General features: G+C 47.6%; 22 protein-coding genes. 18 read left to right on the forward strand and 4 right to left on the reverse strand.

Annotated features, from left to right (window positions below; translation table 11 throughout):
• Positions 1-470 precede the first annotated feature (470 nt).
• The 9 genes from TW77_RS16115 to TW77_RS16150 all read left to right on the forward strand — a co-directional run bounded on the left by TW77_RS16115 (position 471) and on the right by TW77_RS16150 (position 6,729).
• Entirely contained in the window at positions 471-1,064 is a 594-nt protein-coding gene (locus TW77_RS16115; RefSeq protein WP_156158689.1) for a hypothetical protein, read from the forward strand.
• 42 nt (positions 1,065-1,106) lie between these two features.
• Positions 1,107-1,649 carry a hypothetical protein gene (locus TW77_RS25660; protein WP_205623879.1) on the forward strand — a complete coding sequence of 181 codons (543 nt, stop codon included), beginning with the start codon at positions 1,107-1,109 and terminating at the stop codon, positions 1,647-1,649.
• Positions 1,650-1,701: 52 nt separating this feature from the next.
• Complete coding sequence (locus tag TW77_RS25665; protein ID WP_205623880.1) at positions 1,702-1,989, forward strand: helix-turn-helix domain-containing protein; 288 nt, start codon at positions 1,702-1,704, stop codon at positions 1,987-1,989.
• 93 nt (positions 1,990-2,082) lie between these two features.
• Complete coding sequence (locus TW77_RS16125; RefSeq protein WP_046006008.1) at positions 2,083-2,373, forward strand: putative quinol monooxygenase; 291 nt, start codon at positions 2,083-2,085, stop codon at positions 2,371-2,373.
• 189 nt (positions 2,374-2,562) lie between these two features.
• On the forward strand, positions 2,563-4,320 hold the full coding sequence (locus TW77_RS16130; protein ID WP_046006009.1) for a CocE/NonD family hydrolase: 1,758 nt from the start codon (positions 2,563-2,565) through the stop codon (positions 4,318-4,320).
• Between the two features lie 189 nt (positions 4,321-4,509).
• On the forward strand, positions 4,510-4,890 hold the full coding sequence (locus tag TW77_RS16135) for a RidA family protein (RefSeq protein WP_046006010.1): 381 nt from the start codon (positions 4,510-4,512) through the stop codon (positions 4,888-4,890).
• Between the two features lie 51 nt (positions 4,891-4,941).
• Entirely contained in the window at positions 4,942-5,565 is a 624-nt protein-coding gene (locus tag TW77_RS16140) for a LysE family translocator (RefSeq protein WP_046006011.1), read from the forward strand.
• A 51-nt stretch (positions 5,566-5,616) separates the two neighbouring features.
• Positions 5,617-6,102, forward strand: coding sequence for a hypothetical protein (locus TW77_RS16145; protein ID WP_046006012.1), 486 nt, complete (start codon positions 5,617-5,619; stop codon positions 6,100-6,102).
• A gap of 207 nt (positions 6,103-6,309) precedes the next feature.
• A complete protein-coding gene (locus tag TW77_RS16150; protein ID WP_046006013.1) occupies positions 6,310-6,729 on the forward strand; it encodes a hypothetical protein in 420 nt (139 codons plus the stop codon).
• Positions 6,730-6,876: 147 nt separating this feature from the next.
• Here TW77_RS16150 and TW77_RS16155 read toward each other — a convergent pair whose 3' ends face one another.
• Together TW77_RS16155 and TW77_RS16160 are read right to left on the reverse strand one after the other, a co-directional pair.
• Positions 6,877-7,533, reverse strand: a complete 657-nt coding sequence (locus TW77_RS16155; protein WP_046006041.1) for a VC0807 family protein — start codon at positions 7,531-7,533, stop codon at positions 6,877-6,879.
• Positions 7,534-7,717: 184 nt separating this feature from the next.
• Positions 7,718-9,256: a choice-of-anchor A family protein gene (locus TW77_RS16160; RefSeq protein WP_046006014.1), complete on the reverse strand. Its 1,539-nt coding sequence runs from the start codon at positions 9,254-9,256 to the stop codon at positions 7,718-7,720.
• A gap of 362 nt (positions 9,257-9,618) precedes the next feature.
• Between TW77_RS16160 and TW77_RS16165 the strand changes: the two genes are divergently transcribed.
• From TW77_RS16165 to TW77_RS16180, 4 genes are all read left to right on the forward strand, one after another.
• Complete coding sequence (locus TW77_RS16165) at positions 9,619-10,674, forward strand: acyltransferase family protein (RefSeq protein ID WP_046006015.1); 1,056 nt, start codon at positions 9,619-9,621, stop codon at positions 10,672-10,674.
• Between the two features lie 426 nt (positions 10,675-11,100).
• Positions 11,101-17,697, forward strand: a complete 6,597-nt coding sequence (locus TW77_RS16170; RefSeq protein WP_162197965.1) for a leucine-rich repeat domain-containing protein — start codon at positions 11,101-11,103, stop codon at positions 17,695-17,697.
• Positions 17,698-17,980: 283 nt separating this feature from the next.
• Positions 17,981-19,408: an MATE family efflux transporter gene (locus TW77_RS16175; protein WP_046006017.1), complete on the forward strand. Its 1,428-nt coding sequence runs from the start codon at positions 17,981-17,983 to the stop codon at positions 19,406-19,408.
• A gap of 63 nt (positions 19,409-19,471) precedes the next feature.
• The gene (locus TW77_RS16180) at positions 19,472-20,815 is read left to right on the forward strand and encodes a serine hydrolase domain-containing protein (protein WP_046006018.1); all 1,344 of its coding nucleotides are present in this window, start codon (positions 19,472-19,474) and stop codon (positions 20,813-20,815) included.
• Positions 20,816-20,853: 38 nt separating this feature from the next.
• Here TW77_RS16180 and TW77_RS16185 read toward each other — a convergent pair whose 3' ends face one another.
• Positions 20,854-21,786 carry an endonuclease/exonuclease/phosphatase family protein gene (locus TW77_RS16185; protein ID WP_052713229.1) on the reverse strand — a complete coding sequence of 311 codons (933 nt, stop codon included), beginning with the start codon at positions 21,784-21,786 and terminating at the stop codon, positions 20,854-20,856.
• A gap of 229 nt (positions 21,787-22,015) precedes the next feature.
• Between TW77_RS16185 and TW77_RS16190 the strand changes: the two genes are divergently transcribed.
• Together TW77_RS16190 and TW77_RS16195 are read left to right on the forward strand one after the other, a co-directional pair.
• A complete protein-coding gene (locus TW77_RS16190; RefSeq protein ID WP_046006020.1) occupies positions 22,016-22,624 on the forward strand; it encodes a TetR/AcrR family transcriptional regulator in 609 nt (202 codons plus the stop codon).
• A gap of 167 nt (positions 22,625-22,791) precedes the next feature.
• Positions 22,792-23,265 carry a DM13 domain-containing protein gene (locus TW77_RS16195; RefSeq protein WP_046006021.1) on the forward strand — a complete coding sequence of 158 codons (474 nt, stop codon included), beginning with the start codon at positions 22,792-22,794 and terminating at the stop codon, positions 23,263-23,265.
• A 68-nt stretch (positions 23,266-23,333) separates the two neighbouring features.
• On the opposite strand, the gene TW77_RS24610 is transcribed toward TW77_RS16195, so the two are convergent.
• A complete protein-coding gene (locus TW77_RS24610) occupies positions 23,334-23,492 on the reverse strand; it encodes a YqaE/Pmp3 family membrane protein (protein WP_046006022.1) in 159 nt (52 codons plus the stop codon).
• Positions 23,493-23,626: 134 nt separating this feature from the next.
• On the opposite strand from TW77_RS24610, the gene TW77_RS16205 reads away from it, so the two are divergent.
• The 3 genes from TW77_RS16205 (at position 23,627) to TW77_RS16215 (ending at position 26,988) form a co-directional block, all read left to right on the forward strand.
• Positions 23,627-24,076 carry an MgtC/SapB family protein gene (locus TW77_RS16205; RefSeq protein ID WP_046006023.1) on the forward strand — a complete coding sequence of 150 codons (450 nt, stop codon included), beginning with the start codon at positions 23,627-23,629 and terminating at the stop codon, positions 24,074-24,076.
• Entirely contained in the window at positions 24,069-25,412 is a 1,344-nt protein-coding gene (locus tag TW77_RS16210) for a DUF2254 domain-containing protein (RefSeq protein WP_046006024.1), read from the forward strand. The genes TW77_RS16205 and TW77_RS16210 overlap by 8 nt, the downstream gene beginning before the upstream one ends.
• Positions 25,413-25,557: 145 nt before the next feature.
• Positions 25,558-26,988 (forward strand): glycerophosphodiester phosphodiesterase family protein, encoded by a 1,431-nt coding sequence (locus TW77_RS16215; protein ID WP_046006025.1) that lies wholly within the window; start codon positions 25,558-25,560, stop codon positions 26,986-26,988.
• Positions 26,989-26,997: the final 9 nt, after the last annotated feature.

The following is a 26,997-nucleotide window of genomic DNA, read 5'->3' on the forward strand; positions in this document are numbered from 1 at the left end:
CTGGTTTTACTTTACCGAGTTAGCTTTATAGTCAGGGTACTATGAAAAAGCGAGATCCCAGTTTTTCTTTTTTGCATTGAATAGCCCCAGCTACAAATATAAATGTGTAAATTGCGGTGCATATATTAAGAAAGGCGATTTAGAGTGCTATCGTTGTGAACACAAGTTTTCGAATGACAATGTCGAAAAAATGATAAGTCACTACAAGGAGAGTGCGACCGGGAATGGGCACCATATCATTTTCTTGGTTTTATTTATGGCATTCGTACTGGGTATTTTGCTCTTTTCTCGATTTTAGATGGTAAAAAGCTCAACAAGTCGGCGTGCAATACCCGTTGAATTCGTGCTTTTGCAGTCGGCGAGCGCCTTTGAGAGGTTAGGTGAATATATTAAAGCTTTTTTTGCTCATTTTATGTGTGGCTGTCCCTTCAGTTGTTTTATTTTATAACAAGGCGGCACTGGCTTGCGAGATGGCACCTTTCATCGGCTTTGAAGCCGTTCAGGCCGAGCTTTACGTCGATGCGTCGCTCAGTAATGCGCAGCGAGAAAACCTGATAGCACAGGTGCACCAGGCAAAAAACAGAGTGGAGGCGGCTTTTGGTAAAATGCAGTCCAGTCCCAGGTATATCGTGTCTAAAAACCCCGCATATCAACAAGCTGGCTTTAATCCCACTGGAATGGCGCGTAGCGCTTTGTTGAGAGAGTGCGTTTTTATTGGTCCCAAAGGCATGAATGTGGATGTGATAGCACATGAAACCGCGCATGTTGAGGTGTTTCACAGAGCCAGTTTTTTTACTAAAAACTTCAAAATCAAGCCCTGGTTGCTCGAAGGCTCTGGTACTTATGTTGATTACCGCGCTCCTTTGCTTCTGGAGAACATCAATATTGAGCGTGCACAAGTGAGTCGGGTGATGGGCTTGTCAGATTTTTCACCCAAAGATACCTGGGCATATCAGGCGTCGCGGGTGGCATTTGAACGTATTGATCCTAAAACCCTCTATGGGGGCATAGAAAGATTAAACTCAGGCGAAAGCTTCGATACTGTGTTTGGTAAACAACACTAACTAGCCGTTGATTGGACTGCAAAGGGATGGCGCCATAGAAAAATGAAAACAATATACGAACATACTCAGTCAAATGTTTTGGTGATCCCACAGGCGCTGTTCGCAATGAAAGATGTGGCGGTGCTTTGCCATCATCGCAATTCAGCTATTTTTTATAAGTGCCTTGAGCAGGACCTGGTAAACATTGAGTTTTATACCAACACGCCTTGTTTTATATATATCGAATATGGCAAAGAGGTGATCACAAACACTAATAACAGCACGGTCGAGTTAAGTGCGGGAGCTTCTGTCTTTCTTCCTCAGGGATTAAATCTTCAGTCTGATTTTGTGAAAGAAACCGACGCGCTGCGGGCTTACCTGGTGTTTTTTGATGACGATGTGGTCAACGATTACTTAAGTAAAGCTAAGGGGCCTTTTGCTTGCGATGAGCGCAATGAAACCTTTTTCATACAGGATGGTGGCGACGAATTTGCGGCTTTCTTTGCTTCAATTCGCGCAGACATAACCACGCCCGCCTACCTCAACGTCAAACTGCAGGAGCTGCTTCATCTTATTGCCTGGCGCGACAAGCAGCACATTTTTTAACGCCTTGCTGGCGACCAGGAAACGCATTCCGGCCAAACAAAACCTTGCTCGCATGCTGCAAACGCTCGATGTGCTGCACTTATCTGTAAGCGATTTGGCCCATCTGTGCGGAAGAAGCCTTTCAAGCTTTAACAGAGACTTTAAAGAAAGCTATCAGATGACACCAAAAAAGTGGTTACAAGAGAAAAAGTTATCTAAAGCAAAAGACCTTCTGGCAGGCAATGAGCTGTCTGTGACACAAGTTGCGATGGCGATGGGGTATGACAATGTGTCGGCGTTTATTAAGGCTTTTAAGCTTAAATATGGCGTTACCCCAAAACAGATAAAACCGCATAAATGACCGGAAATCGTTACTTTTGACAGCCTTTGAGTAGTTTGGCTTTGACTGTTTGGATAGTCTGAACGCAGGTATTTTATCCCAAAGGAGTAACACATGAGTGTCAGAGTCACCTTAAACTGCCAGGTAAAACCAGAACAATTCCCAGCCTTGTTACCATTTTTACAAGAGAACTTACCCAATGTCAGAGGGTTTAAAGGAAACATGCGCGTGAGCGTTTTATTCGACGAAGCCAATAATGAAATGCTGCTAGACGAGCAGTGGTTAACAACCCAAAGCCACCAGGCGTATTTGCGTTTTATCAGTGATAACGGCGTACTGGCAGCACTGAGTGCATTCCTCAGCGCTCCACCGGTCATCAAGTATTTTCACAAGGTCGAAGTGTAACGAACAGAGCGAGCGAGGCGTTTAAAAATCGTCGTACTCAGGCTTAGCTGTGTTTTTACTTACCCCATATTTTCCTCGCGTGTTAGCCGTTAGAGCCTGTGTTTTGTCTGAGCTTTCCGTTTTTAGTTACAAATCATGTGTTATAACGTAGCATTGATGCTTAGCAAATAGTAAACAAGGAAGCGCGATATGAAAACGATTAACAGCTACCTGGCCATGTTGCTCTGCACTGTGGTCAGTGGTCACGTTATGGCAAAGGAGTTGGTGAAACCCATAACTATCCCCATGTCTGACGGTACATTATTGAGCGGTACAGTATTTTTGCCCAATATTGATAACGCCATACCGATTAAGGCATCACCAGTTGTGGTACAGATCACGCCGTATGGGCGAGAGGAAGCCAAGAAGCGGGGGCAGTTTTTCCGCAACAATGGTTATGTATTTGTCTCAGTTGATAGTCGCGGAAGGGGCACCTCTCAAGGCCACTTTACGCCGTTTGTTGATGATGGAAAAGACGGCTACGATATTGTCGAGTGGCTTGCAAAGCAGCCGTTTAGTAATGGACAGGTGGCCACTTTAGGTGGGTCTTATCGTGGCTTTACACAATGGGCAATTCAAAAGTTTTCACCTCCATCGCTGAAGTCCATGATTGCGATTGCCCCGGTATATCCTGGTAAGGATTTCCCTCTCAGAAATAACATCTTTGCGAACTACACTATGTCCTGGTTAAACATGGTCTCAAAAGCAGGTAAGGGAGCTGCATATGGCGGTGAGCAATGGAACACACTCTACCTCAAACAGAAAAATGAGGGGTTAGCGTTTGCAGATCTGGAAAAGCTGGTGGGCAATCAATCAACGATATATAAAACCTGGTTACAGCATCCAAGCTATGATGACTATTGGCGCGAATTTGTGCCAGCTGCGGCAGATTACAAAGCCATCAAGTTTCCCATCTTGTCTGTGACGGGTCATTATGACGGTGATCAGTACGGTACCCTTAGTTATTACAAGCACCACCAAAAGTGGGGAGATTCGGCGGTATTCGATCAGCATTACCTGCTTATCGGCCCGTGGGATCACAGTGGCACGCGTTATCCAAAAGCTACTCTGGGCGACTTGGCACTGGGAGAGCCTAGTATATTGGATATGAATCAGGTTTATCTCGACTGGTTTAACTGGACGCTAAAGGGCAAACCTAAACCAATATATCTTCAGGGGAAAATTAGTCACTATATGCAAAAGTCGGGCAACTGGTATACCAGTGAGCAGCTGGACCTGGGAAACTGGCACACACTTTATTTTGCGCACAATGCGCTGTCGGATAATCCCAATGTGTTTGTCAAAGAGGCACATAGGCGCTCTCGGTATGTTTACGATCCGATGATAAAAGAGTTGGCCCCGCTTGAATTTGATCTCAGTGCAGAAATACCGCTAAGCCCGAACAATGGCGATCAGCTTACGTTTGACAGCGCCGCGCTTAAAGCAGATCTGGTGCTGTCTGGACAGATACAGGCAGAGTTGTGGCTCAGTATTGATGTGCCAGATACTGATTTCCACGCCAGAGTGTTTGAAGTATGCCCGCAAAGGAAGCCGCTGTTGCTGGCGTTTGCAATCAAGCGCGCCAGATACAGCTCTGGTCTGCAAAATCAGTCGGTTGCTATCTCTGAACAACCGTTTAGGCTAGCTATGAACGACTTCAATTATGTGAGCAGGGTGCTATCTAAAGGCTGTAAGATACGTTTTGTTGTTTCATCAAGTAGCTGGTATCACCAAAAACACTATAACGGGCCCGGCGCAGTTGCATACCAAACTGTGAAAGATGCCAGGGCTGCAAAAGTCACGCTTTGGCATGATAATACGCACGCAAGTCAGCTACGATTGCCGGTGCTTAAAACGTTGCCGGCCTTTAACACTCAGGCCTTTCCCTTAGCAGACGCTGCCAAATGAAAAATGTGGGCACCTTGCAAGTGCAGGGATGTTTTGGGTTCAATATTTTTTGCCGTCGCAAAGCGTGAATCTAAATATCGTCATTGGGCTGAAGGATAATATCATTATGCCTGGCTGTGGCTTATAGTAGGAACTGGGTGTTTATAACTGATTTAAACAATGTGTTCTCTATAACTCTAAGGAAAGTAGATGCGAAAGTTCATTAGTTCAGGCTCTCACCTCGAAGCGCCGATTGGCTTTTCCCGGGCAACGCGTATTGGTGACCATATTGCAGTTTCCGGCACCGCGCCGATAGACAATGGCAAAACAGTTTTTGTCGGAGATGTTTACGAGCAGACAAAATATTGCCTGACGTTGTCACTTCGAGCCATAGAAGAAGCGGGGGGAAGCCTTAGGGATGTCATTCGCACCAGAATAATGCTCACGGATATTGCCACCTGGGAGCAAGCGGCTAAGGCGCATGGAGAGTTATTTTCCGGACAGCGCCCGGCTTGTACCTTCGTTGAAGTGAAAGGCTTTATTGATCCACAGTGGTTAGTAGAAACGGAAGTCGATGCAGTGCTATCCTAGCCAGAGCTAGTATTTAATAGTACCAGGACTATCAGTGATAAGGAGAGATACGTGCAGTTAGAAAGTTGGATAACCTTTTGCTCAATCGCGTTATTAGCGACTGCAACGCCAGGGCCGGCGGCTTTGCTGGTATCTGTACACAGCTTAACTTTTGGTTTTAGAAAGTCGTTATGTACGGTGCTTGGCAACGTCACTGGTTTATTTATCATGTCCGGGCTATCTGTGCTTGGCTTGAGTACAATCGTACTGCATTCTGCTGTGGCCTTTACTGTCATCAAAGTGCTGGGCGCACTCTACCTGATTTATTTAGGGGTAAAGTTGTGGCGGCATGGGCTTGGGAAGGTAGATGTGAGTGGATCTGCCAGTACCAGTGGCAATGTGCTCAGTTTATATTGCCAGGGGGTGCTGGTTGCGCTTACCAACCCTAAGGCAATCGTGTTTACCACGGCGCTTTTCCCACAGTTTATTGTTGTATCAGAGCCTCTGCTGGCTCAGTTTTCCGTGCTGGTGTTCAGTTTTATGTCTTTGTCGGTGTTGTGCTTGTGCAGTTATGCTTTGGCAGCGCAAAGTGTGAAAAACAAAACCCCCAAGTTGGTTTCCGGCTCCTGGTTGGGAAAACTCTTTGGCTCAACCTTTATCGGGGAAGGGTGCTTCCTCGCCACAACCGCAAAGTGAGTTATAGCTAGCCACCCAGCGAGTTTGCTAAATTAAGTATAAGAAATATAAATGAATAAGCAGTTTATCCCTCAATCATTTCAGCCGCCTGTCCGTCATGATACCGAACATTTTCACTTCACCGTGCTGGACACCCGTGTGGCGGAGCTGGACTATGAAGCGGTGATGTCGAGCCTGCAAAGCTTGCAGGGAATTTTCGGTCCTGATTTTGACTGGCCGCGCGCGGATATGACCCTGAATGAGAGTATTGAAAGTCTCAAAGTTCACAGGCACGAGTTTGATACCCGCGCGGCATTTGCCTACAGCGTTTTTGATCCCCAACAGAGCAGATGCCTCGGCTCTGTTTATATCGACCCCAGCCGCTCACCTCAGTACGACTGCGAGGTTTATTTGTGGATCAGAACAGATAGCCAGGCACTTGACCAAGTTTTGTATCAGAGTGTTCAAGCCTGGCTAGAGGATGACTGGCCTTTTCACAAAGTGGCCTTTCCCGGGCGCGCCATTTGCTGGCAAGATTGGGCTTTACAGGTCCAGTAAAAATCATGCTTAGCAGAGTCGAAAGTCATATAGTTTGTGTTAATGCACTCTGACATGCCAAGTGCTTCAGCGATAGTTAGGCGCGTGTGCAGTGTTGTTGATTATTAAAATGACCCATTTTATTTAGAAAACTGTTCAAGCAAAACCAGACCTACGGGCTACGGATTGAACCGGGCCATAACATTAACGTCTCACAGAGGGAATCTGATGAAAACATTCACTATTTTATTGTTAATACTATTCTCCTTTAATACCTATGCCGGGTTTAGATACTCAAATTCACCTTCTGCTGGCAGTGTCGTAGTGCCGGTTAAACTGGCTGATGAGGGGCTGTATAACTTAGTGATAGGGGTTGAGTTTATGACCCGACCTTATGACAAAAAGCCCTATGACACCGACAGCTATGAAGAGTTGATCGATCGTTTACGCATTCAGTGGCGTGAGCCCGCAATACACACTGTACTTGAAAACCCCAATCTCAAGCTGACAGAGTTAGCCGGTGTGAAGAAGGCGGTGACAGCCAAGTTAGAGGCGCTGATTGAGAAAACCAAGCTTAACTACGGCATTTCTAAAAATACTGAGGTGGTTTATTCTGTCAGTCACTTTTACCTATCAAAGCCGGAATAAACGCTTTTGCATTGGCGCATTGATTGGCTTGGCAAGCGGCCTGTTTGATATGTAATCAAAGCATCGAAATTCTAAAAATACCAACGAAAAGGGATGCCAAATCAGCATCCCTTCACATTGCTCACAGCTTGTCAGTTATTGCGACGCTCACTCCTGGTCGTGAAACAGATCTTCAAGTTTCAGCCCGGTGAGCTTTTTCAATGAGTTAAGCAGGTAGTAGAGCGCGATAAAAAAGACAATCATGGTGGGGACCATGATCACCGGATAGCTCAGTGCGGTCATTCGGCCCAGTTCGTTATTATAGGCTTCTGTGCCCGCGGGGCTGACCACAATCATTTTTGCCAGAATATAATTCAGAGCCGAAGACAAGAAAAACGCGCTAGCGAGGATCTTAGAGGCGACCAGCTGCACTTTGGCTAACTTATCGCTGTTGCCCTTGTCTGCTAAGGCTTTTTCAATCCCTTCAATGTCCATCACAGTATCGTTGAACATCAGCGTCTTCAACAAAGGGTACTTAGTATACTGGCTGACGATAATACCAATGCCGATAAGGCCCGGGATCAGCGCTTCTTTAATCGCGATGTACTTGGCATCCAGCTCCAGCAGGCTGATCCCGCCGGTGAGCAGTACCGAGACAACTCCAAGACCCGAGATAAAACTGAATTTACCCGTGTTTTTACGCTCCCACAGGCCAAACCCGAGCGGAAAAGCCAGTGCAACGACAACGCCGAGTGCCGGGCCCAGATGTTGCTCACCCGAAAACTTAGTCAGGATCACCACCGGAATAATAATGTTAAAAATCATTTGGCTGAAAAAGCCGCTTTGTTTCTTATTGGACGACGACACTTTGTCCCCTGTAGTTCTAAACAACGAATGGCTTGAGTGTAAGGCAAAGCGGGTGTGCAGGGCAACTTTAGACTGAGGCGAGTATGGGGCAAAAAAGAAGCCGCATTGCGCAGCTTCTTTTTAATCTGACTGTTACTGAGGGTTAGTGACAGAAGTTCTTAACCCAGGTAAGGTCATTCACGCGGTGCGGAACGTGAAACAGCTTAGTCGCTTGTGCCGTTTGCGGATCAATGGTGAAGATTGCGGCATCGGCATTAGGTTCACGGCCCGACACATACAAGGTGCCTTCGGGTGAAATAGCCAAACCAGATGCCCAGTTAATGCCATGTTTGCCGATCAGTGTCAGCTCCAGGTTTGCATCGGCGCTATACAGGGCGGTGCCTGTGAGTACATATAGCGTGTTGCCGTCTGCCGAGTAAGCAAGGTCACCGTTTTTGAAGTTTTCGTTTGCTGCCTTCATTTTGCCCAGCACGCGTTTTTCGCCTGTGGCTACATCGTAGTCGTAAGCATAAGTACGGCTGGTGGCTTTCAATACGTCACCCGACACATCATAGGCCAGACGAATGACTTTATAGCCATCAGTGACCGACTCCAGCGTTTGCGTTTGTGTCGCCAGATCATAACTGTAAATGTGCGATGCGCGGGTTTTAGTGCTTTGCTGGTCAATAAAATACAGTTTGCCGTTATGAGCAGCGATATTGGATGCCGTGTTGTTCAGGTTGATCACTTTGTCGGATTTGCCTGAGCGAGGGTCAATCTGGTGCACATAACCTTGTTCAGCATCGCCGTAATAGTTGATGGCATACAATCCGCCTTCGCAGACAACGTTGTCATTAGGAAGCTGACCAATAAACGTTCCGCCACGTAGTTCCATCGAGCCTGTGAAGCTGTTTGCTACGACCGGCATAGTTGCCGTACCGTGAGGCGCTGTGATATCCGCTTTAGGTGCTAAGATCACGCCTTCAGTTTGCAGGCCTGCCAGGTTTAGCGTTGTTGCATCCGGGAAATTAAAAATGGTGCGTTGTCTGTGCGCACTTAATGTTGCGTAGCTTTTGTTGTTCAGCGGCGCAAAATTATCTCCATTGCCCGAGATATTGAATACGATGGTGGCATTGTCTGGAATACCCGATACATCGAATGTGTGGCTGGACTGCACGTCCTGACCAGACAAGTTAAATACCTGCAGTTCACTGGTGTTGTCGCCTGTCAGATAAAGGCCACCCCACTGTTTAAGGGTTTCGCCTGTTTGTGGTAGTGCTGCCAGGCTCGTTGAAAGTGCCAGCATATCAGACTGAGCATCTGCAAAATCTACAGGCAGGGCTGGAGCGTTGGCAATGACCTGAGCACCGGTTTCCAGACCTAAACGTACCGCTTCACTGATTTGCTCAGTCTGACCACCGGCAATGATATTACCGACATACTGTCTGCCATTGATGTACTGAATATCTCCGCCGGCAACCAGGTAATGGGCGTTCAGTGCACTTTGATGGCCATACCCAATAGAATAACCATTGAGGCTGACGTCATCGCCTGCGAACACAGCACCCAGTGCATTTCCTGATGTTGAATAAAAGTCATCAAAAACCAGTGCGGCATAGCCTTTATCCAGGTCGTGCTCAGATGATGCACTGACCGAAAATGCACAAGCAACCAGTGCGCTTGCGAACAGCTTTTTCTTCATTAAGTTCTCCACGAGTTAGGCCTGCACAGGTGTTAAAGTGCAGCTGCCTTGTCAAAAATTCGCCTATTCTAGTTCTTTTATACTAATTTGTCTGCACTTTTCTTTGAGTTTGTACCTTATTTGTGTATTTCTCTGGCTCTGAGCTATCCTGGGATGAATAAAAAGTGAGCGAGGTCAAAGGGCTGAGGCCGGACCTTCACAACTGTGATATTGATAAATTTGCCCGGCTAGTTTATGCAACTTACTGGTGCGCATTTGTGTATAAAGTGTCTGTGTTGTTTAATCCTGTAGATCCAATACAATGCCTCAATTGGGTATAAAGTGCCCTTTGAGGACAATAACAATAATAACAGGACCTCATCATGGAGATCAGAAAACTCAATACGCTGAGAGGCCTGGCCGCCCTCATCGTCTTTTTAACGCATTTCAGTGATATCACACATTGGCTGGATGGCGCACTGGGAGGCGGGGCAGGTGCATATGGCGTGATGCTGTTTTTCCTGCTGAGCGGCTTTTTGATGTCTTATCTTTATCTGGATAAGGACTTTGCTTCACGCAGTGTAAAGCACTACCTGGTGGCGCGCTTTGCTCGTGTTGTGCCGCTCTATGTGCTGGTGGTCTTCGCGTCGTTTGCGCTGACAAAGGTGGGCAGCGATCTGCTCTATCATATTCCCGACCATCAGGCTTTGCTGGGGCACCTTTTGTTCCTTTACGGCGACAGCGTGCTCTGGTCTATTCCACCCGAAGTTCAGTTTTATCTTGTGTTTGTGCTGCTGTGGGCGCTCGCCGCGAATCGGCGTGGTTATATTTACCTGCTGATTGCCGGGTGTCTGTTGCTGCTATTTTTTACAAACTTCCCTCGTATCTATGGCGACATTTACGGTGTGCCGTATAACCAGTTCACTGTGCTGCGCAGTCTGCCTTATTTCTTTATTGGCGTGATATTCGGGTTACACTACAGAACCCTGACCATCCCCGCGTATCTGAAAAAACACCGGTTTGTATTTGTATTGTGTTTAATACCCCTGATGTATCCTGAATTGTCGCCCATTACATCGGATGCCAAAAACCGCATGTGGCTCAGCTATGAGGTGCTGCTGGTTATGAGTAGTGTGTTCTTTTGTGTGGTTTTTCTGGTTCCCGACAACAATATCCTGCTGGCCAACAAGGTTGGGGACTTCTTCGGCAAAATCTCTTATTCCCTGTACTTGTTACACATGCCAGTGATCACTTTTATACATCAATTTGACTGGGCTGTTGAAATTAAACTTATCGTTTCATTTGTATTGAGCACGGCGATTGCGTTTGTGTCTTTTGTGTGTATTGAAAAGCCAGCAGCCGGCTTGGTCAGACGTTCGATTGAGGTGTGTAATTCGAAGCTTCCCGTTAGAGGGTGGTCTAAAGCAGAGCGTTTGTAACCGGGTATGCCTAAGAGCATTGCACAAATAGTACTACATAAAGCCTTCGCGGGTTGAGCACAGGCCAGCCGATTGTATGTTATACGCACCCCCTTGTATCTATTATAGAAAGGGCCGCTGTTGTGGTTCCTGGTGACTTTTCACAACAAAATATTGCGAAAAATTGCATAGTTTTTGTTTGACCTGCACGGCGATTCAATTAGAATCGCTTCTTTTTTGTTCGAATATCTGTTGCTGAAAGTGAGGCATTGCATAGTGGTAAACAATATCGTGGGTGTAGCGAGAAGGTCTCTGGTGATCGCGCTGCTGGGTTTTGGGCTAAGTGCTTGTGGAGGAGGTGGCGGTGATTCATCAACTGGATCCCAAACAAACACTCAAACAGGCAACGGCGGGTCTACGGTTTCTCCGAAAAACACAGTACCGACTGTGTCAATCACCGGAGCGCAAAGCGTAAACGAAAATGAAACCTTGACTCTAACTGCCGTTGCCGATGATCGAGATGGCCAGATTAGTCGTTATGCGTGGTCATATCAGTCTGATGCTCAATTGCAGCTAAGTGGTGAAGACAGCCCGACGCTTGAGATCATCACTAAAGGTGTCGATGAAGATACCCAGGTAACAGTCTCTCTGAGCGTCACTGATAACCTGGGCGCACGGGCAACAGCCACTTATCCGGTGACTATTAAGAATGTATTGGAACCATTCTCGATTGAGGTAACCGGAGAAAGCGCATATACAGAACAAACCGATTTCATACTCACTGTTGTGCCTTCTGTAGATGCCAGTCAAATCTCACAGATCACCTGGACGCACGATGCCGCGATTGAGTTGCTGCTCAGTGGAGCTGATACGCCTGAGCTCACCGTTAGCGCCCCGGATCTGACGGATAACCTGGGTGTGAATTTCACGGTCAATGTTGAGCACATTGATGGTCGGGTGCAATCTGAGTCGCATTGGGTACAGATCCGGGCGTTACCGAATGCCTCACCGGCGGTTTCTGTGTCTGCGGATGAAGCAGTGACAGAGGGCGTTACCTTCACGCTGGCAGCAGATGCGTCTGACAGCGATGGTCAGATAGCGCGCTACTCCTGGTCATATAGCTCTGAGCTGCAACTGGTGGTGTCAGATGTGACAGAACGAACCTTGCAGGTGACAGCGCCCGATATAATCTCAGACAAGACCGCTCACTTTAGTGTGACAGTGGAAGACAATCAGGGGGCAACGGCGACGGCTTCGCATTCTGTCTTGGTTCGCGCGCTGCCTAACGTTGCGCCAACGGCTGTCATTCAGGGCGAGACAACTTTGCTTGAAGGGAAACAGCTAATACTCACAGCACAGGCCAGTGACAGTGATGGCCAAATTGAGCAGTATAGCTGGAGTCATACAGCATCTGTTGATCTGTTATTAGATACCACAGTTGAGGGGCAGCTTACCCTTTCCACCCCCGATATTATGGCCGACAGTACTGCCACTGTGTACCTTGAAGTCACCGATAATCAAGGCGCGGTTACCCAGGTTGCACATAACATTGAGATAAAAGCGCTGCCAAATGTTGTACCCCAGGTGAGCATAAGTGGCCCTGCACAGGCCGGCGAACGCACGGCTTTCTCTTTGCTTGGCGATGCGAAAGACTCGGATGGCGAAATCGTGGCTTATCAGTGGCAGCATAATTCAGGTTTGGCTCTGGTATTGGATGGTAGCGAGCGTGCCAGCCTGTCAGTGATCAGCCCGGATATCCAGCAAGCGCAAGAGGTTACATTTACCCTGACCGTGACGGATAATCAGCAAGCGCAATCCAGTTATATTCACCTGGTAACCATTGAACCCAACAGGGTTGAACTCACCATACAGGGTAAGGTGACGGATGCGCCGATCCCATTTGCCGATGTCGTGCTGGACGTCGCACAGAGCAGCTTTACCGCGCAGGCAGATGAACAGGGCGATTACCAGCTGACCTTCAGTGTCGATGAGAGTGAAGTAAATGCGCTGGGTACTTTGCGCGCCACTGACACCACAACCCAGGGGCGTGTAGAGCTGGTATCGCAGCTGGGCGCCGTGTCAGAGCTTCAGGAGGCTGCCGGAGAAGACAGCACACTTAACAGTGATGAGCTATTCGATGTGAACGTCACTAACGTGACTACAGCTGAGTACGCCTTACTGCGGCGTATGCATTCGGCTGGTTTCAATAATGCGAACGAGCTGAAAGAAGCGCGCAAACACATAGCCGCAGGCGAAAAACTGTCGATTGCATCGCTATTAAAAGCAGTGATTGACCACGGGGTTGCTCTACCAGAAGGAGCAGCTTCGACACTGGCGCTTGCACAAAATGCCGAGTTGCTCGCTCAGCTGACGGACTCTCTGGACACAGAGCAGCCCGCGTTACTGACGCAAATTGAAGAGGAAATTAAACAGGATGATACCTTAGTTGATGTTTCCAGCTTTTCGCCTTCAGGCACTTATTACTTACTTGAAACCTCAGTGGTTGACGGTTTTGGCGCCAGCATAGAGTTTAATGAAGACCAGACAGGTTCTCTGGCAGGCAGATCTCTGTCCAACTTCACATGGGAAAAACAAGGGCAGCAAATCCTAATAAATCTGGAGAATGAACTTGATGTCAATACCAGTCAATTTAGCACCCGCACGGGATTTAAGACGACCCAGTTTACCCTGACTATTTTCGACAGTGCGGAGCACGCTCAGGCTGTCACCATTGATTTTGTGCCAACCCAGGCGTTGCCTCAGGCTCCAGAAGGCACCGTTTCAGTTAATGCTCAGTTGTTTGATAGCAACAAGATCACTCAGCTAGCAGACGATGCGTTTATTGGTCAATGGTCGCTGCTATACAGTGATGACCACAGTGAGCCAAGGCGTTATCGTTTTGATATGAATGCCGGTAATCAGAGTAAGGTTTACATAGATAGTTCAAACCTCAATCCAGGCAGAGAAGACTGGGCTGATGTTGGGACCTGGTATTACAGCTGGCCCTGGGAAGAGGTTAGAATTAATACTGCGTATTTATTCAACTTTGGCTTTGTGCCAGTCAGAGAGACTGAGTTTGGTTATCAGGGCTTGATGGTTCAGGGCTACCGCGAAGATAAGCGATTTATTCAGGCTACTCTTATCAAACATCAGGACATTAGTTTTGATGATATTGATTACCAGAAAATGTGGCGCCAGGTAGGTAACAAAGGCTCACAAAGCAAATTTAAAATAGACAGTAACGACAACTTCCAGTACCGCTGGCACAGAGACATTGAAGGTATTAAAGCAAGCGGTGCTTTGTATCAGTATGACTATGAATTTGCAGGCGCGGACGTAGCGCAATGTGATACCAACCTTAGTGCATGCGCTATCAGTAAAACGACCCGCTATAAGCTGCTAGCGATGCATGAGGACAAAATTGCAGTGGAATTTGCTACAAGTGTAGTAAATAGGTCGGATAGCACCAGGCGTATACATTTCTATCGCCTGTCTGACAGGGACTGGAAACTGGGTCAGTTTGATAAGTCGCTCTACAAGAATGATCGCTTGAGACGATTACTAGATCATGGTCTGGGTCTTTATCATGTAACCGATAATGGTGTGTCGCATATTGAGCGAGACCTTCATTGTCCGACTAGGCCGTCTCCAGCTCACTTATGTTCCGACACCTTGATTATCAATGGGGTTGAGTACAAGGCACGGCTGGATGGTACGCGCATAGAACTGGAGCACCTAGTAACTGAAGCCCGTTCGTATCTGTTGATCCAAGACGAATCTGAGTCCGAAGTAGTGTTGTGTCATGTTACAGAGGGAGAATCTTGTAATGCCAATAATACGTTCCGCTTTAGCTACACCAAGCCGGCATTAAACATTAGCTTTGCTATTGAAGGCCCGGGGGAGTTATTGCCAAGTACCTTTGACTATTATTATGGTGAAGCGTTCTTAGTTGCTGTGAACGTGCAGGAAGGTTCACGCCTGGTAAATATTGAAGGGTGTAATGGTTATCTTACTGAACTTCAGGGACAAGCTTACTATCGGGTAAATAATCCAGTTTCAGATTGTGAAATCAGCGCCAGCTTTATTGAGGATTTTGTGCCGACAGTGTCAACCTTATTGGTCGATACAAGCGCGGAGGTTCTACCAACTGGCTGGTACTATGAAATGACGGGTGATAACCGTGGGGTATTTTATGGCACAGGCGCTACTGCAAATTTCTCATTGACACAATCAAACGATAATAGCTCTACTTTCTCCTTTGATGATGAGACGAAAATCCTCGTACAACTTACCGACAGCGAGTTAAAGTGGGTTAATGGTTTCACGCTCTCCTATCAGGGCCAGAATGTGGATATTCGCTGGAGTGCGTCTGACTGGCACGGTGGGAAGGCCAGTATGACGGACGCGCGCTCGGTACACCCTAGTCGCTATCTGGCGTCACTTGACATAGAAAGAGATAACCTAATCGGAGAATGGGCTGTCACCTCTATTGAGCGAGGAAAAACGGTCCGCCTTAATCTCAATGACGATCATACCGGGGCAGTGTCAAGATTTGAACCAGGCTTGGGCACACCGTCACAGTTTACCTGGGAGTTGACCGCACAGAATGAGATCCGTTTGTATGGCGAACAGTCTGGCTTTTCAGCCACAGTGAAGCTATTTGAACAAAGGGAAGGCGGCTATGCATTTGCCATTGAGCAGGTAGAATACGAAGACTTGCCAAATAGTACGGATCTAACCTGGTTGAGGCACGGTTCTGGTTTGCTTATTCGGTTAGGGCAGACGGCTACGACCCTGGAAGATTTGGCTGGGAGCTGGCGGTTCAGTTTAAATGGGTCAAGCCATGGTTTTGAGTTGTACAAGGGCGGTGAACTTCGCTCGGGGCGTTTCAATGGGGCTGCAACAGCCAGGTTGGAAAATCATCAACTGACAGTGAACGCTTTTTACAATGAAGATTTAAAAACATATGATGCGTTGTGTAACGCTGACAGATCACAGTGCAGGCAGCAAGTTGTTGGTTCGTATACCGTGTTGACTTCAATTTCCGGTGATCTCTATGTATTCGAGCATAACGATTCGAGCGCATTTGGTACTCTAGTGCGGGTTAATTTTGACCCGCAAGGGGAGCTTAGCGGATTTGATCGGCATTTGAGTCGTTACAGTCGGTTTTATCAAAAAACTGACTCCTCGCTTCTAAAATGGTCCTTCACCGAAACACATGACGGTAATTACAGTTATTTAAGCATATCCAGTGGCAATAAAATTGGTACCCAATATCAGCTCAGTTATTACAATGATATTGTCGAGTTATTAGGCCCGGATAGCGAGCTCATTCGATATCAAATAGTCGATAGCAATGTCAATTCCATAACACTGTGCCCACTATTTGACGGGCAATGTAACCCGACAGAACAGATTAAATTGGACTACCAGCCTGCCACTGTTGAAGTGACGATTTCTGCTCCTGAAGGCGTAAAGGTAACAAGTAACCTGATTTCACCGTATCTTCATTATGGAGATCGCTTCGAAGTCAGTGTTTTGTTGTATGACCAGGAAGACATGTATGTGTCGTCTTTCGCAGGCTGTGGTATTGAACGCCCCACATATATGTTAGGTGATAAAGTAAACTTTAGGGTTGACTCGCTCACTGAATCTTGTGATTTCAGGGTTTCTGTGGAAAAAGTACCTGAGTCGCATGCAGACAGGCTAGGTGTAACAGATGAGTACTTGCGTGAATGTATTGATTCTAAATCTACAAACTATATTGAGTATGGCTCTGATTTAGCCTGTTATAGCGAGGAAACACAAGCCACAGATCTGGCTGGTTTAGATAAGTTGCGATATTTGGAAAAACTGTACTTAAGAGAGGCGATATTAAGTTCAAATGCACTGCGCTCCATCGAACAATTAACCAACTTAACAGAGTTGACCCTGGAAAAGAGTGAAAAGGACGATGGGGTGTTCGAGCTAGATTTGGGCAATCTCCGGTCCATTGAGAGAGTTGCAGTGTCCAGGGGGGCGCTTGATTCAGTAAAGCTGCTAAATGCAGATTCACTTACCAGCTTCTCTGCGTCTTATACTCAAATCAGCGAACTTGATCTAGCAGAGGCTACGGGCCTGAAAACCGTTTATTTGAAAGGCTCAACCTTAGCTCGATTGGATGTAAGCCAAAATACTCAGTTAAGTCGGTTGGATATATCAGCGTCTCAGGTTCGAGAGGTGACAGGGGTGACAGAGGCGCATCAGTTGGAAACCCTTTTGGCTGAGTACTCGCAGTTGAGTTACCTTGATTTAAGCCAATTCATACATCTTAAAGAACTGGATATTAAAGGAACATTGATTTCGGCTCTGGACTTAACTTTCGCAGCGGATCTGCATGAGTTGGACGCTTCGGACACACCATTGGTTTCTCTGATGCTCAATAGAGAGTCAAATCTAACTCATTTGGTAATTCGAAATGTGCCTCTGACAGCTCTAAATACCGAGTTTATGAAGAACTTACGCTTATTGGATGCGTCTCAGTCTCAGCTGTCGAGTATCGATTTGTCATTCAATTCACAGTTGTCGTCTATCAGGCTTGCAGACGCCCAATTGATGAATATCATTATGCCACAAGAAGGGGGCCATATTTCAGAGCTATATTTGTCGAACAACCCCCTCACGGAGTTCACCGCTAATACGGGCGTTATAAACAGCTTGTATCTAAATGGCACAGCATTAACTTCGCTTGATTTGACGGCACTAGAATACATTGAATCACTGGATATATCTGAGAGTTATATTGCGCAAACGGTGCTGCCTTCAACCCTGGGAAGGCTAAACGCAGAAAACGTCCCAATGACAGAAATCACGATCCCTGATAATTCAAACTTATGGCTTGTTTATTTTAATGGTAATACGCTTAATGCGATTCATGGGCTTGATGCTTTAAATAGCCCGGATCGTAGGCAAAATCTTAATCTATACATATATAACACCCAGGTTGATGAAACCTTATTACAACGCCTTAAATCTATGGATTCTGTGGACGTTATAGGCCAGTAACATCCTGTTCGAGCGAAACTGGTCTGTGTTCCCAGTTTCGCTCAGCACTATCTGTTCGTTAATTCTGTCCAATTTGTTGCCGGCAAGAATAGACGGTTGTGACCCCCATCAGTTATTCACCCCCCAATCTTGTTCGTTAATCGAATTCCCTCTCACACTGTGTGAACTATTGCCCTGGAACCGGGTCAGGTTTATTGGTAGCCAGTGACTGTCAGGTTAACTGCTGGCGAAGCACCGAGTTTTAGGTAATACACCGCGTTATTCAGGGAGTAACTTCTCAATTATGGGTTCTGACAATTCACCGGCATTGAGCCTGGGCGAGCCGCTCCAGGTCTGTGATAAGCAAAGAAAGCGGGCGGTGCGCAAGCGCTGGATCTTAACCGGCTCCACCAGCGCGGTTCTAAAACAGCTTACCCTACCTATGCTGTGGGCGATTCTGGCGTTATTCAGCGCAGACTTGATTGAACTCTATTTTGCCTCGCGTCTGGGTGTTGAAGAGCTGACCGCGATGAGCTTTACCTTGCCTGTTCAGGCGACCTTGTTCGCTTTTGCCATTGGCCTGGGTATTGTCGTGGCAACCCGATTGACGCAGGCAAAAGAGGTAGAGCAGCTGGCTGCGGTTAGCCTGATTTTTACGGTACTGGTCGGCGCCACGCTTGCGGCTGTCATCTGGCTGGGTTTACAGCCTCTGTTGACTTTACTTGGGTTTGCTGAATTTGCTGCGCGGGAGCAAGTTTGGCCGACGCTTGAGCGTTATATGCAGTATCGCCTGGGCGCCGTGGTGTTCTTCTTTATTGTGATGGTGGTGTTTGGGGTGCTGCGGGCGTTTGGCAATATGCGCGGTGCGGCGCAGTTGCTGGTTACTTTTGCTGGATTGCAAATTGTTATTAGCGCCGCTTTGTTCACACCCTGGGCACATTCTGCGTTACCACTGAGTGGTCTGGAGCGCCTTGGGGTTGCACACTTTATTGCGGCGGTGAGTGCCAGCTTATATGCGCTCTATTTATTGCGTATTAAAGAAAATATTTCGCTCAAAGTGCGCTTACTATCACAACGCAGTCGGCAGGCATTTCGCCGTTTGTTCAGGCTGTTTGTGCCTGTTGTGGCTATGCAGCTGCTTACGCCACTGGCCCAGTCGTTATTAATGATGATTGTGGCCTCGCAGGGCAGTGATGCCGTTGCTGCCTTTGGCGTGGTGATGCGAATAGAGCCGCTTGCCTTGTTACTACCCATGGTGCTGACCACGTCATTGCCTATCTTTGTTGGTCAAAACTGGGCGGCGAATAAATCACTGCGGGTGCGCAGGGGGATCAAACAGGCAATAGCCGCTTGTCTGGTCTGGCAATCTGTAATCGCGCTGGTGCTCTTTTGGGGCGCCGACATGCTGGGAGTGGGGTTCTGTAAACAGTCTTTTGTCAGCCAATCCATTGAGCTGGCCATGTGCATTTTACCTGTGTCCTATGCGGCATTGGCAGGCGTTATGCTGTATGTGAGTTGCTGCAACGCAATTGGCCGAAGTGCTCTGGCGCTGAATGTGACCTTAGTGCGCTTGTTTGTGCTCTCCTTGCCCTGTGCCTATCTCGGTGCTCAGCTCAATGGTTTCCAGGGCATTGTCTGGGCACTGGCACTAGCTAATTTTGTGGTGGGGGCCTGGTTGTTGTTTAGGGCACTGAATGTGCAGCGCAGACCACAGGTGCTCACTATGTCATAGCCGTTTATTTATTGATTAGTTATTCGTCATAGCAGTAATTAAAAACACTATGTAAGGATAACTATGAAACACCTTTCCATGAGTGCCGCGGCCATTATATCTGCTGCATTGTTATCAGGATGTCAATCTGATCCTCAGGAGTTACTGGGTTACAGCGCCAATCAACTGTGCTCCAGACATTTCATTTCTAATGAACCCATTGAATTTATTACTCAAAATGTGATTCCGGAGGCGTTGGCGGCACTACCTGACAGGCCTGAGATTGGCGTTGATACAAAGCTAAAGACGGTGAGTGTAAGTGCGCAGGTTGATGGCACCATAATGAAAAGAACATCTGTTTTTCGGCCAGGCTTAGGTTGTACTCTCTTGTTTGACATGACCCCTGAGCAACTACACGCACAAATTAAGCATGTTAACTTACCTGTACTTACTCCCAGCACCCCGTTAGAGCAAGCTATTCGTCAGGATGTGTCTTTGGATGATTTTTTCGCGCACAACTCGGGGAATTACGCACACAGTGATAATACGTTTGCTGTGGCTGTCATGTACCAGGGGAGGTTGGTGGCTGAGCACTACGATGAACACCATGATGGTGATACTCGGATGCTGAGCTGGTCAATGGCCAAGACGCTGACGGGTCTGATGACAGGTATTTTGGTTCAACAGGGTAAACTGACTTTAGATCAGGAGGTGATGGCTGGTTCGCATTCTATGACAATTGCAAACCTGATGCATATGAGTTCAGGCATAAAATGGTCTGAAACGGCCGATATTCATGGCTATCAGGATTTGGCTCCTATGTGGTATCACACACCTGACTCAGTTCAATATGTTACTCAATTGCCTAATGAGTATGAGCCGGGGAGCCGGTTTGAATATTCTACCGGGACCACTCAGCTGTTAAGTGATGCACTAAAAACAGCATCTGGTGGTGACTTGCAGCCTCTGCTCAATCTTTATCATGATGGGCTATTCAAGCCGCTGGGGATCAATAATGCCATTGCTGAGTATGATGAAGCCGGGAACTTAAGGGGCGGGGCTCGGATGTTTCTTAGCGTGCATGACTGGCTTAAGATAGGTCAGTTGTTTATTGAGCAGGGCAGTTGGCAGGGCCAGCAAGTCGTGCCGCGCAATTGGGTTGTTGACGTAATGATGTCTCCCGGTGTTGCCAAGCACTATGGTGGTCAGTTATGGCTCAATGATATGGGCTGGTTGATGCCAAAGTTGCCCAAAGACACTGTGTCATTGCGCGGCCACCGGGGGCAATATGTGGTGATCATACCTTCAAAGCAACTTGTTGTGGCTCGTTTTGGTGCCTATGGCTCGGCCGTGAATAAACACATAGGACTGGCAAACAGGCGAGTATTTCAGTCTGTGGTTGATTTAATAGAACAACTGGAAAAGTAGGTTATTGAGCCAGGCGGACCTGGCTCATCAATGACGTGTTATTTGAGGTCGATGCTCAAGGCGCAGTGATCTGCCAGCATCTTGTCTGGGTCCATATCTGCAAAATAATGGAACTGAGCACTGCCCGACTGATAGTGGTCTTGCATGGTTTTGGCAACAAGAATATGGTCGATAGGCGCCGGGTAGTAGGGGTGGCAACCGGTTAGCATCTGGTTGGCGTTAAATACTGGCGCCTTGGCTACATTGTTAGGCTGTGCATTTGCCGCTCCCTGCGGAAAATACAAATCCCGGCTGAGGCGGTTGAATGGGGCTGTCAGACGGTGATTAAAGTCGCCCAGAACAATAAAATCGGCCTTCGCTTTGGCCTTTTCCTCTACCCAGTTATCCAAAATGGGTGCCTGTTTGGACAGCAGTTTACAGGCTTCCTTGTCGGAGCGTTGGTAGTCATCAACAAAACAGCCGCTTTTGAGGTGCACATTTAACAGGTGCAATGCTTCACCCCGGTGGGTCAGCTGGATCTCAAGCCCGTTTCTGAGGCCCGGCTTTACGGCTGAAAAAGCGCTGTGCTGCACTATTTTATCAATGGTCAGCGGCTTTTTGACCACAAAGGCGATTTTTTGCTGTGTCGACTTATTACCGCTTTTACGACAGGTATATGTTTTGCTGTCGGCTCTGTCTGACATCACAACATGCCAGTCTTGCTCACTGAATACCTGTTGCACTGCCGCGGCAGAGGCCACTTCCTGAAGTGCAATCACATCGGCATTAAGCGACTGCGCATACTGTTTAAGGGCCTGAATGTCTTTTGCACTTCGAGGCTTACAGCCCGTGTTGTCTGATGCAGAAAGGTGTTCAATATTCCAGGTTGCAACGCGCAGTGTTTGCTTTGATGTTGTCTGTTCCTGATGAGAATGCGACAGTGCGGGTGCCGCACAAAGCAGCGCACACAACGTCGCAGCAGGTTTTAGCATAGAGGGAGTCATAAAGCGTCTAAATTCATAAAATTGCAATAGTGATATAGTGTATCAAGATTATTGCCATTTGATGATAGTGCCGGGCGCTTTTGTGTTGAATGTACTCAAAATGACGTTAACTTAGCTGTTAATGGTTTTAGCCTGAGCAAAAACAGCGCTTTATTGAAAAGTAAACTGGTTAGTGCAAAAATACCCAAAGGACAGTGAGATAAAATGAACCCGCACAATGACCGTTAAAGTTACCCGCAGCATGCTGAAACGCCAGGCTATTATTGATGGTGCCCTGAGCGCCTTTCAGCAATATGGTGTCAGTGACACCAGCATGGATAAAATTGCCGAAACAGCCCAGGTTTCAAAGCGCACCGTTTACAATCACTTTGAGAGCAAAGAGCAGTTAGTCACGCATATCATTAAAGAGATCTGGCAGCAGAACATTCTCACATGTGATATCGAATATGATGCTGACATTGCACTGGACGCACAGCTGACAGCGTTACTTAAAAATGAGCTGGACTTTCTGAGTAACCAAAATTTGCAGGAGCTGATCCGGGTCGCGATTGGGTATTGCCTGTTTAACCCCGATATTTTTACGGCTGAAATGAGCGAGTTTTTCGACCAGGAAACGGCGTTGATCCGCTGGATCAAACAGGCCATGTTGCAAGGCCGCCTGCGTCAGGCCGACCCTCAGGTGGCGCATGCGCAGCTGATCAGCCTGCTGAAGGGGCAAGCGTTCTGGCCGCAGATTTTGCATCAACAGCCGGTGCTGAGCAGTGACCAAATAGACACGCTCGCAGCTGAAACCGTGGCCTTCTTTTTGGCCTATTACCGAGCTTAATTACGCAAACGCCTGTATTGGCAGTTTGCACAGAGCCAAAACAAAAGGGATGTAAGCCACTTAGCTCACCTCGGTTACGCCTTCCAGTCAAAACTCTGAGTGTATTATCCGGCAGTGCGCTCAGTTGTACTACACTTTAGCTCATCTGCCATTAAGGAAAAGACATAATGACATTACGCGCGCTCACTCTCATAATCACTCACGGCCTGGTTGGCTTTGCCGGCTTTGCGGGCGGCGTTTATATGCTGCCTATTTTAACTGCGCCCCCAGCGCCGAATGAGGGGGCTGTTATGGCAGCCTCTTTAGGGGCCGACTTCTCAGCACAATTTCGCAAATCTTTGCAAGACAGCGATGCATTGCACTGGGGCGAGGGTATGGTGTCCATCAGCAAAGATCACATCACCTTGCTTGGCGAGCTGGCCCCGGGGCCCGATTATCGTTTGTATCTGTCACCTCAATTTGTTGAAACAGAAGCCGAATTTAACCGCCTCAAAGCCAGCATGGTTGAGGTGGGCGACATTAAAACCTTTAGTAACTTTGTGGTTGATGTACCCGAGCAAATCAATCCGGCAGATTACAATACGGTGATTGTCTGGTGTGAAGCCTTTGGCGAGTTTATTACGGCGGCACAGTATCAGTAGACTGCGCTTGTTGAATGAAAGCGGGAAAAGTTTACACGTTTCATCGTAAACTTTTCCCAATTGAATTGTTACTTTTTCGCAATCACCCAGACAGCATGAAGCACGCCCGGGAAGTAGCCTAATAGTGTCAGAAGCAAGTTGAGCCAAAACGATGCGCCCAGCCCCACTTGCAGAAATACGCCCAGCGGCGGCAGCAGGATTGCAATAATTACTCTGAGAATATCCATAATTCCTCCTAATATTGAATGAAACAGTGTGTGCGATTGACCCCCTGACTTAAGCAGGACTTATACCAGTTACAGGGTGGACTGAAAATTGCTCCTAACTTTGCAAGAACTCAGTAACTTATAAGCGAGCAGGTATGTCGGGTGTCGATTTTGATCTGATCATCTATCATCTTTTTAAAATAGGCGTGGCGTTTATGTTGACTTTGCCCATGGCCGTAAATCGTGAAAAAAAGTCAGACAGTGCCGGGCTCAGAACTTTTCCGCTCGTCACCATTGCGTGCTGCGCTTTTGCACTGGTTGGTATTGATGTTTTTGAGCAGGGCGATGCCCAGGCTCGGGTTGTCTATGGCGTGATCACCGGGATTGGTTTTATCGGTGGCGGGGCGATTTACAAATGCGACCGTCATATAGAAGGGACGGCAACAGCCGCAGGGATCTGGCTGACCGGGGCGATTGGGATCTCGGTAGCCTACAGCCGTTACGAAATTGCCATTGTGCTGAGTCTGACCAGCTATTGTGTCTTTAAGTTACTTGAGCATTACAAAATAAAACCGCAGCCTGTTCAGGGGGGTGATCATGTTTGAGTCCATTCAGCTTAGAGGCATATACCTTAGGGTGATCAATAGCATCGGATTTTATCCGGCGCTTTTGGTGGTCATCTCTATGATTTTGTCGATTGCTTTTGTCTCCGTGGAGTACCTGGGCTTTATTCAGGCGTTAAAAGTGCGCATGGCTTTTTTCCTGGTAGATACAGAAGAAAATGCCAGAGCAATACTGACGGTGCTAATCGGCAGTGTCATTTCTCTCACTGTATTTAGTTTCTCTATGGTGATGGTGGTGCTCAATACCGCGGGCTCCAATCTATCGCCACGCCTTATCCCAGGGCTGGTTACCAGAAAGCCGCACCAGCTGGTACTGGGCTTCTACCTGGGCACGATCATCTTTTCGACGATTATGTTGATCAATCTGGATAAGCAAGGCTCTGTCTCTGATGTGGCCAAGATCCCTTCTCTGGGGATCTTGTTCGCGCTGTTAATGGGTTTAGTCTCACTGATTTTATTTGTGTATTTTATTCACTCCATTTCGCGTGAGGTTCAGGTCGACAACGTACTCGACCGTTTGTTTCGTAAAACCAAGCAAGGCATTACTGAGGTGATTGCACAGCAGGCAAAGAGCAAAGGACACGATTTACCGGATGTGAGCCACTGGTATCCGTTAACCAGCTTGTCCGATGGCTATTACAAGGGCATGGATAAATCCAGGCTGCTTAAGGTGGCAAAAAAGCACAACCTGACTTTGTACATCACCATTGCCCAGTCTGATTTTGTCTTTAAAGGGCAAACCATTTTGCTGTGTAATGAAGACATTGACACACAGGATGAACTGCATCAGGAGATCAATGCCTGCATCATTTTTTATGTCGAAGAATACGTGAGCGATCACTATAGCTATGGACTCAAGCAGATCTCAGAAATTGCCGTGAAGGCACTCAGCCCGGGGATCAATGACCCGGGCACCGCTGCAAAAGCCATCGATATATTATGTGTGTTGCTGATCCGCGCATTACCCCTGGCAGGCTATACCTGCATAGACGAAGAAGACAGTGAAGCGCCTGCTATGTTCTGTTGTGAACCTTCTTTTGAACGTATCGTGTTCGATAATCTGGTGCAGATAAAGTCATACGCCAAAAGTGATGTGTTTGTGGTGTGCAAGCTGATCCGCTCGGTGCACAGGGTACTGATATCTGTTGATGATCCCCAGAAGCAGGAGGTACTGTTTTTGTACATGCAGTCTATTGTATGCGATGCCAGCGCGGCACTGGACAACCAGTTTGATAAAGCAAAAATTATCAGCGCCCTGAAGGAGGTTCAGAGCACAGACCCCGAATACGCTGAGCAGCTGCTCAAGGGGTTAGCTTGAACCACGATGCTGACAATGCACATAGGTTAAAGCGGACATTAATAAAACTATCATCCACTGTTCCCACTTCGGTAATAGAGCCCCTCTATGGTTGTTTTCCTTAACAATAAAAACGTTTTCTTTTGGCGTAAACTTAGGAATAACAATGAAAAAAATAACTTATCTCTCTGCTGTTATTGCGGCTTTGCTGTTGACTGGCTGTGATGATGACAACACCGAAGTGGTTGAAGTAGAAAAAGCGGTCGTGACCACAGACACCAAAACTCAGGTCGTGGAAGTCGAAAAAACGGTGGTCGTCACCGACACAGTGACGGAAATCAAAACAGTAGAAGTACCGGTGGTTGTTGAAGTACCGGCTGGTGGTGCCAACAACATGCAAGTGGGTACGCGTCCGGATTTTCTGGTACAGGATATGGATGAAGGTGAGCTGAAAGACAAACTGGCCCAATGTGCAAATGGCCCGTTTTACAAAACTGACTTCTCGATTGGCCACCGTGGTGCGCCGATGCAGTTCCCTGAACACACCAAAGAGTCTTACCTGGCAGCGGCCAAAATGGGCGCGGGTATTTTGGAGTGTGACGTGACCTTCACCAAAGACAAAGAGCTGGTGTGCCGCCACTCTCAGTGCGACTTGCACACCACCACCAACATTCTTGAAACCGACTTAGCCGAGAAATGTTCAATCCCGTTTGTACCGGCTGACCCTGAAAATGGCGTTGTGGCGCAGGCTAAGTGCTGTACCAGCGACATTACCCTGGCGGAATTTAAAACGCTGGAAGGCAAAATGGATGCATCGAACCCAAATGGGACCACAGTCGCTGAGTACATGAATGGCACGTCTAACTGGCGCACCGACCTGTATGCCAGCCGCGGCACGCTGATGACCCATGCCGAAAGTATTGATTTATTCAAAGCGCTGGGTGTAAAAATGACGCCGGAACTGAAGTCGCCTTCCGTGACTATGCCGTTCGATGGCTTCTCGCAGCAGGACTATGCACAGAAGATGATCGACGAATATAAGTCCGCGGGTGTAGAACCTAAGCATGTCTGGGCGCAGTCATTTAACCGTGACGACATCAACTACTGGATTGCCCAAAATCCGGAGTTTGGCGCGCAGGCCGTGTATCTGGATGACCGCTATGACGCGCAAAACGTGGATAATGAGCAGGGCGTGACGGCTCAGCAGCTGGTCAACAATCCTGAATTGCTTGTACCGACCATGGCCGAGTTAGCAGCCGATGGCGTGAAGATCATTGCACCTCCTATGTGGGTGCTGGTCACCGAAGAAAACGGTGAAATGGTGCCGTCGGCCTATGCCAAGGCTGCCCGTGAGGCAGGGCTTGGGATCATCACCTGGACACTGGAGCGCTCTGGTCACCTTACCGAAGGGGGAGGTTGGTACTATCAGAGTGTTAATGGCGCACACCGTGGCGATGGCATGATCAATAACGACGGTGATACCTTTAAGCTACTGGATGTACTGGCTAAAGACGTGGGCGTAATGGGCGTATTCTCTGACTGGCCGGCCACAACTACTTACTATGCAAGCTGCATGGGTATGCCTGCGAGCATCTGATCCGACAAA

This window comes from Pseudoalteromonas rubra (assembly GCF_000967655.1).
Taxonomy (GTDB): domain Bacteria; phylum Pseudomonadota; class Gammaproteobacteria; order Enterobacterales; family Alteromonadaceae; genus Pseudoalteromonas; species Pseudoalteromonas rubra_A.

Excerpts from the sequence above, each read along its gene's own strand:
- TW77_RS16115 (WP_156158689.1), top strand. The coding sequence starts at position 471 with ATGGCACCTTTCATCGGCTTTGAAGCCGTTCAGGCCGAGCTTTACGTC.
- TW77_RS25660 (WP_205623879.1), top strand. The coding sequence starts at position 1,107 with ATGAAAACAATATACGAACATACTCAGTCAAATGTTTTGGTGATCCCA.
- TW77_RS25665 (WP_205623880.1), top strand. The coding sequence starts at position 1,702 with ATGCTGCAAACGCTCGATGTGCTGCACTTATCTGTAAGCGATTTGGCC.
- TW77_RS16125 (WP_046006008.1), top strand. The coding sequence starts at position 2,083 with ATGAGTGTCAGAGTCACCTTAAACTGCCAGGTAAAACCAGAACAATTC.
- TW77_RS16130 (WP_046006009.1), top strand. The coding sequence starts at position 2,563 with ATGAAAACGATTAACAGCTACCTGGCCATGTTGCTCTGCACTGTGGTC.
- TW77_RS16135 (WP_046006010.1), top strand. The coding sequence starts at position 4,510 with ATGCGAAAGTTCATTAGTTCAGGCTCTCACCTCGAAGCGCCGATTGGC.
- TW77_RS16145 (WP_046006012.1), top strand. The coding sequence starts at position 5,617 with ATGAATAAGCAGTTTATCCCTCAATCATTTCAGCCGCCTGTCCGTCAT.
- TW77_RS16150 (WP_046006013.1), top strand. The coding sequence starts at position 6,310 with ATGAAAACATTCACTATTTTATTGTTAATACTATTCTCCTTTAATACC.
- TW77_RS16155 (WP_046006041.1), bottom strand. The coding sequence starts at position 7,533 with ATGATTTTTAACATTATTATTCCGGTGGTGATCCTGACTAAGTTTTCG.
- TW77_RS16160 (WP_046006014.1), bottom strand. The coding sequence starts at position 9,256 with ATGAAGAAAAAGCTGTTCGCAAGCGCACTGGTTGCTTGTGCATTTTCG.
- TW77_RS16165 (WP_046006015.1), top strand. The coding sequence starts at position 9,619 with ATGGAGATCAGAAAACTCAATACGCTGAGAGGCCTGGCCGCCCTCATC.
- TW77_RS16175 (WP_046006017.1), top strand. The coding sequence starts at position 17,981 with ATGGGTTCTGACAATTCACCGGCATTGAGCCTGGGCGAGCCGCTCCAG.
- TW77_RS16180 (WP_046006018.1), top strand. The coding sequence starts at position 19,472 with ATGAAACACCTTTCCATGAGTGCCGCGGCCATTATATCTGCTGCATTG.
- TW77_RS16185 (WP_052713229.1), bottom strand. The coding sequence starts at position 21,786 with ATGCTAAAACCTGCTGCGACGTTGTGTGCGCTGCTTTGTGCGGCACCC.
- TW77_RS16190 (WP_046006020.1), top strand. The coding sequence starts at position 22,016 with ATGACCGTTAAAGTTACCCGCAGCATGCTGAAACGCCAGGCTATTATT.
- TW77_RS16195 (WP_046006021.1), top strand. The coding sequence starts at position 22,792 with ATGACATTACGCGCGCTCACTCTCATAATCACTCACGGCCTGGTTGGC.
- TW77_RS24610 (WP_046006022.1), bottom strand. The coding sequence starts at position 23,492 with ATGGATATTCTCAGAGTAATTATTGCAATCCTGCTGCCGCCGCTGGGC.
- TW77_RS16205 (WP_046006023.1), top strand. The coding sequence starts at position 23,627 with ATGTCGGGTGTCGATTTTGATCTGATCATCTATCATCTTTTTAAAATA.
- TW77_RS16210 (WP_046006024.1), top strand. The coding sequence starts at position 24,069 with ATGTTTGAGTCCATTCAGCTTAGAGGCATATACCTTAGGGTGATCAAT.
- TW77_RS16215 (WP_046006025.1), top strand. The coding sequence starts at position 25,558 with ATGAAAAAAATAACTTATCTCTCTGCTGTTATTGCGGCTTTGCTGTTG.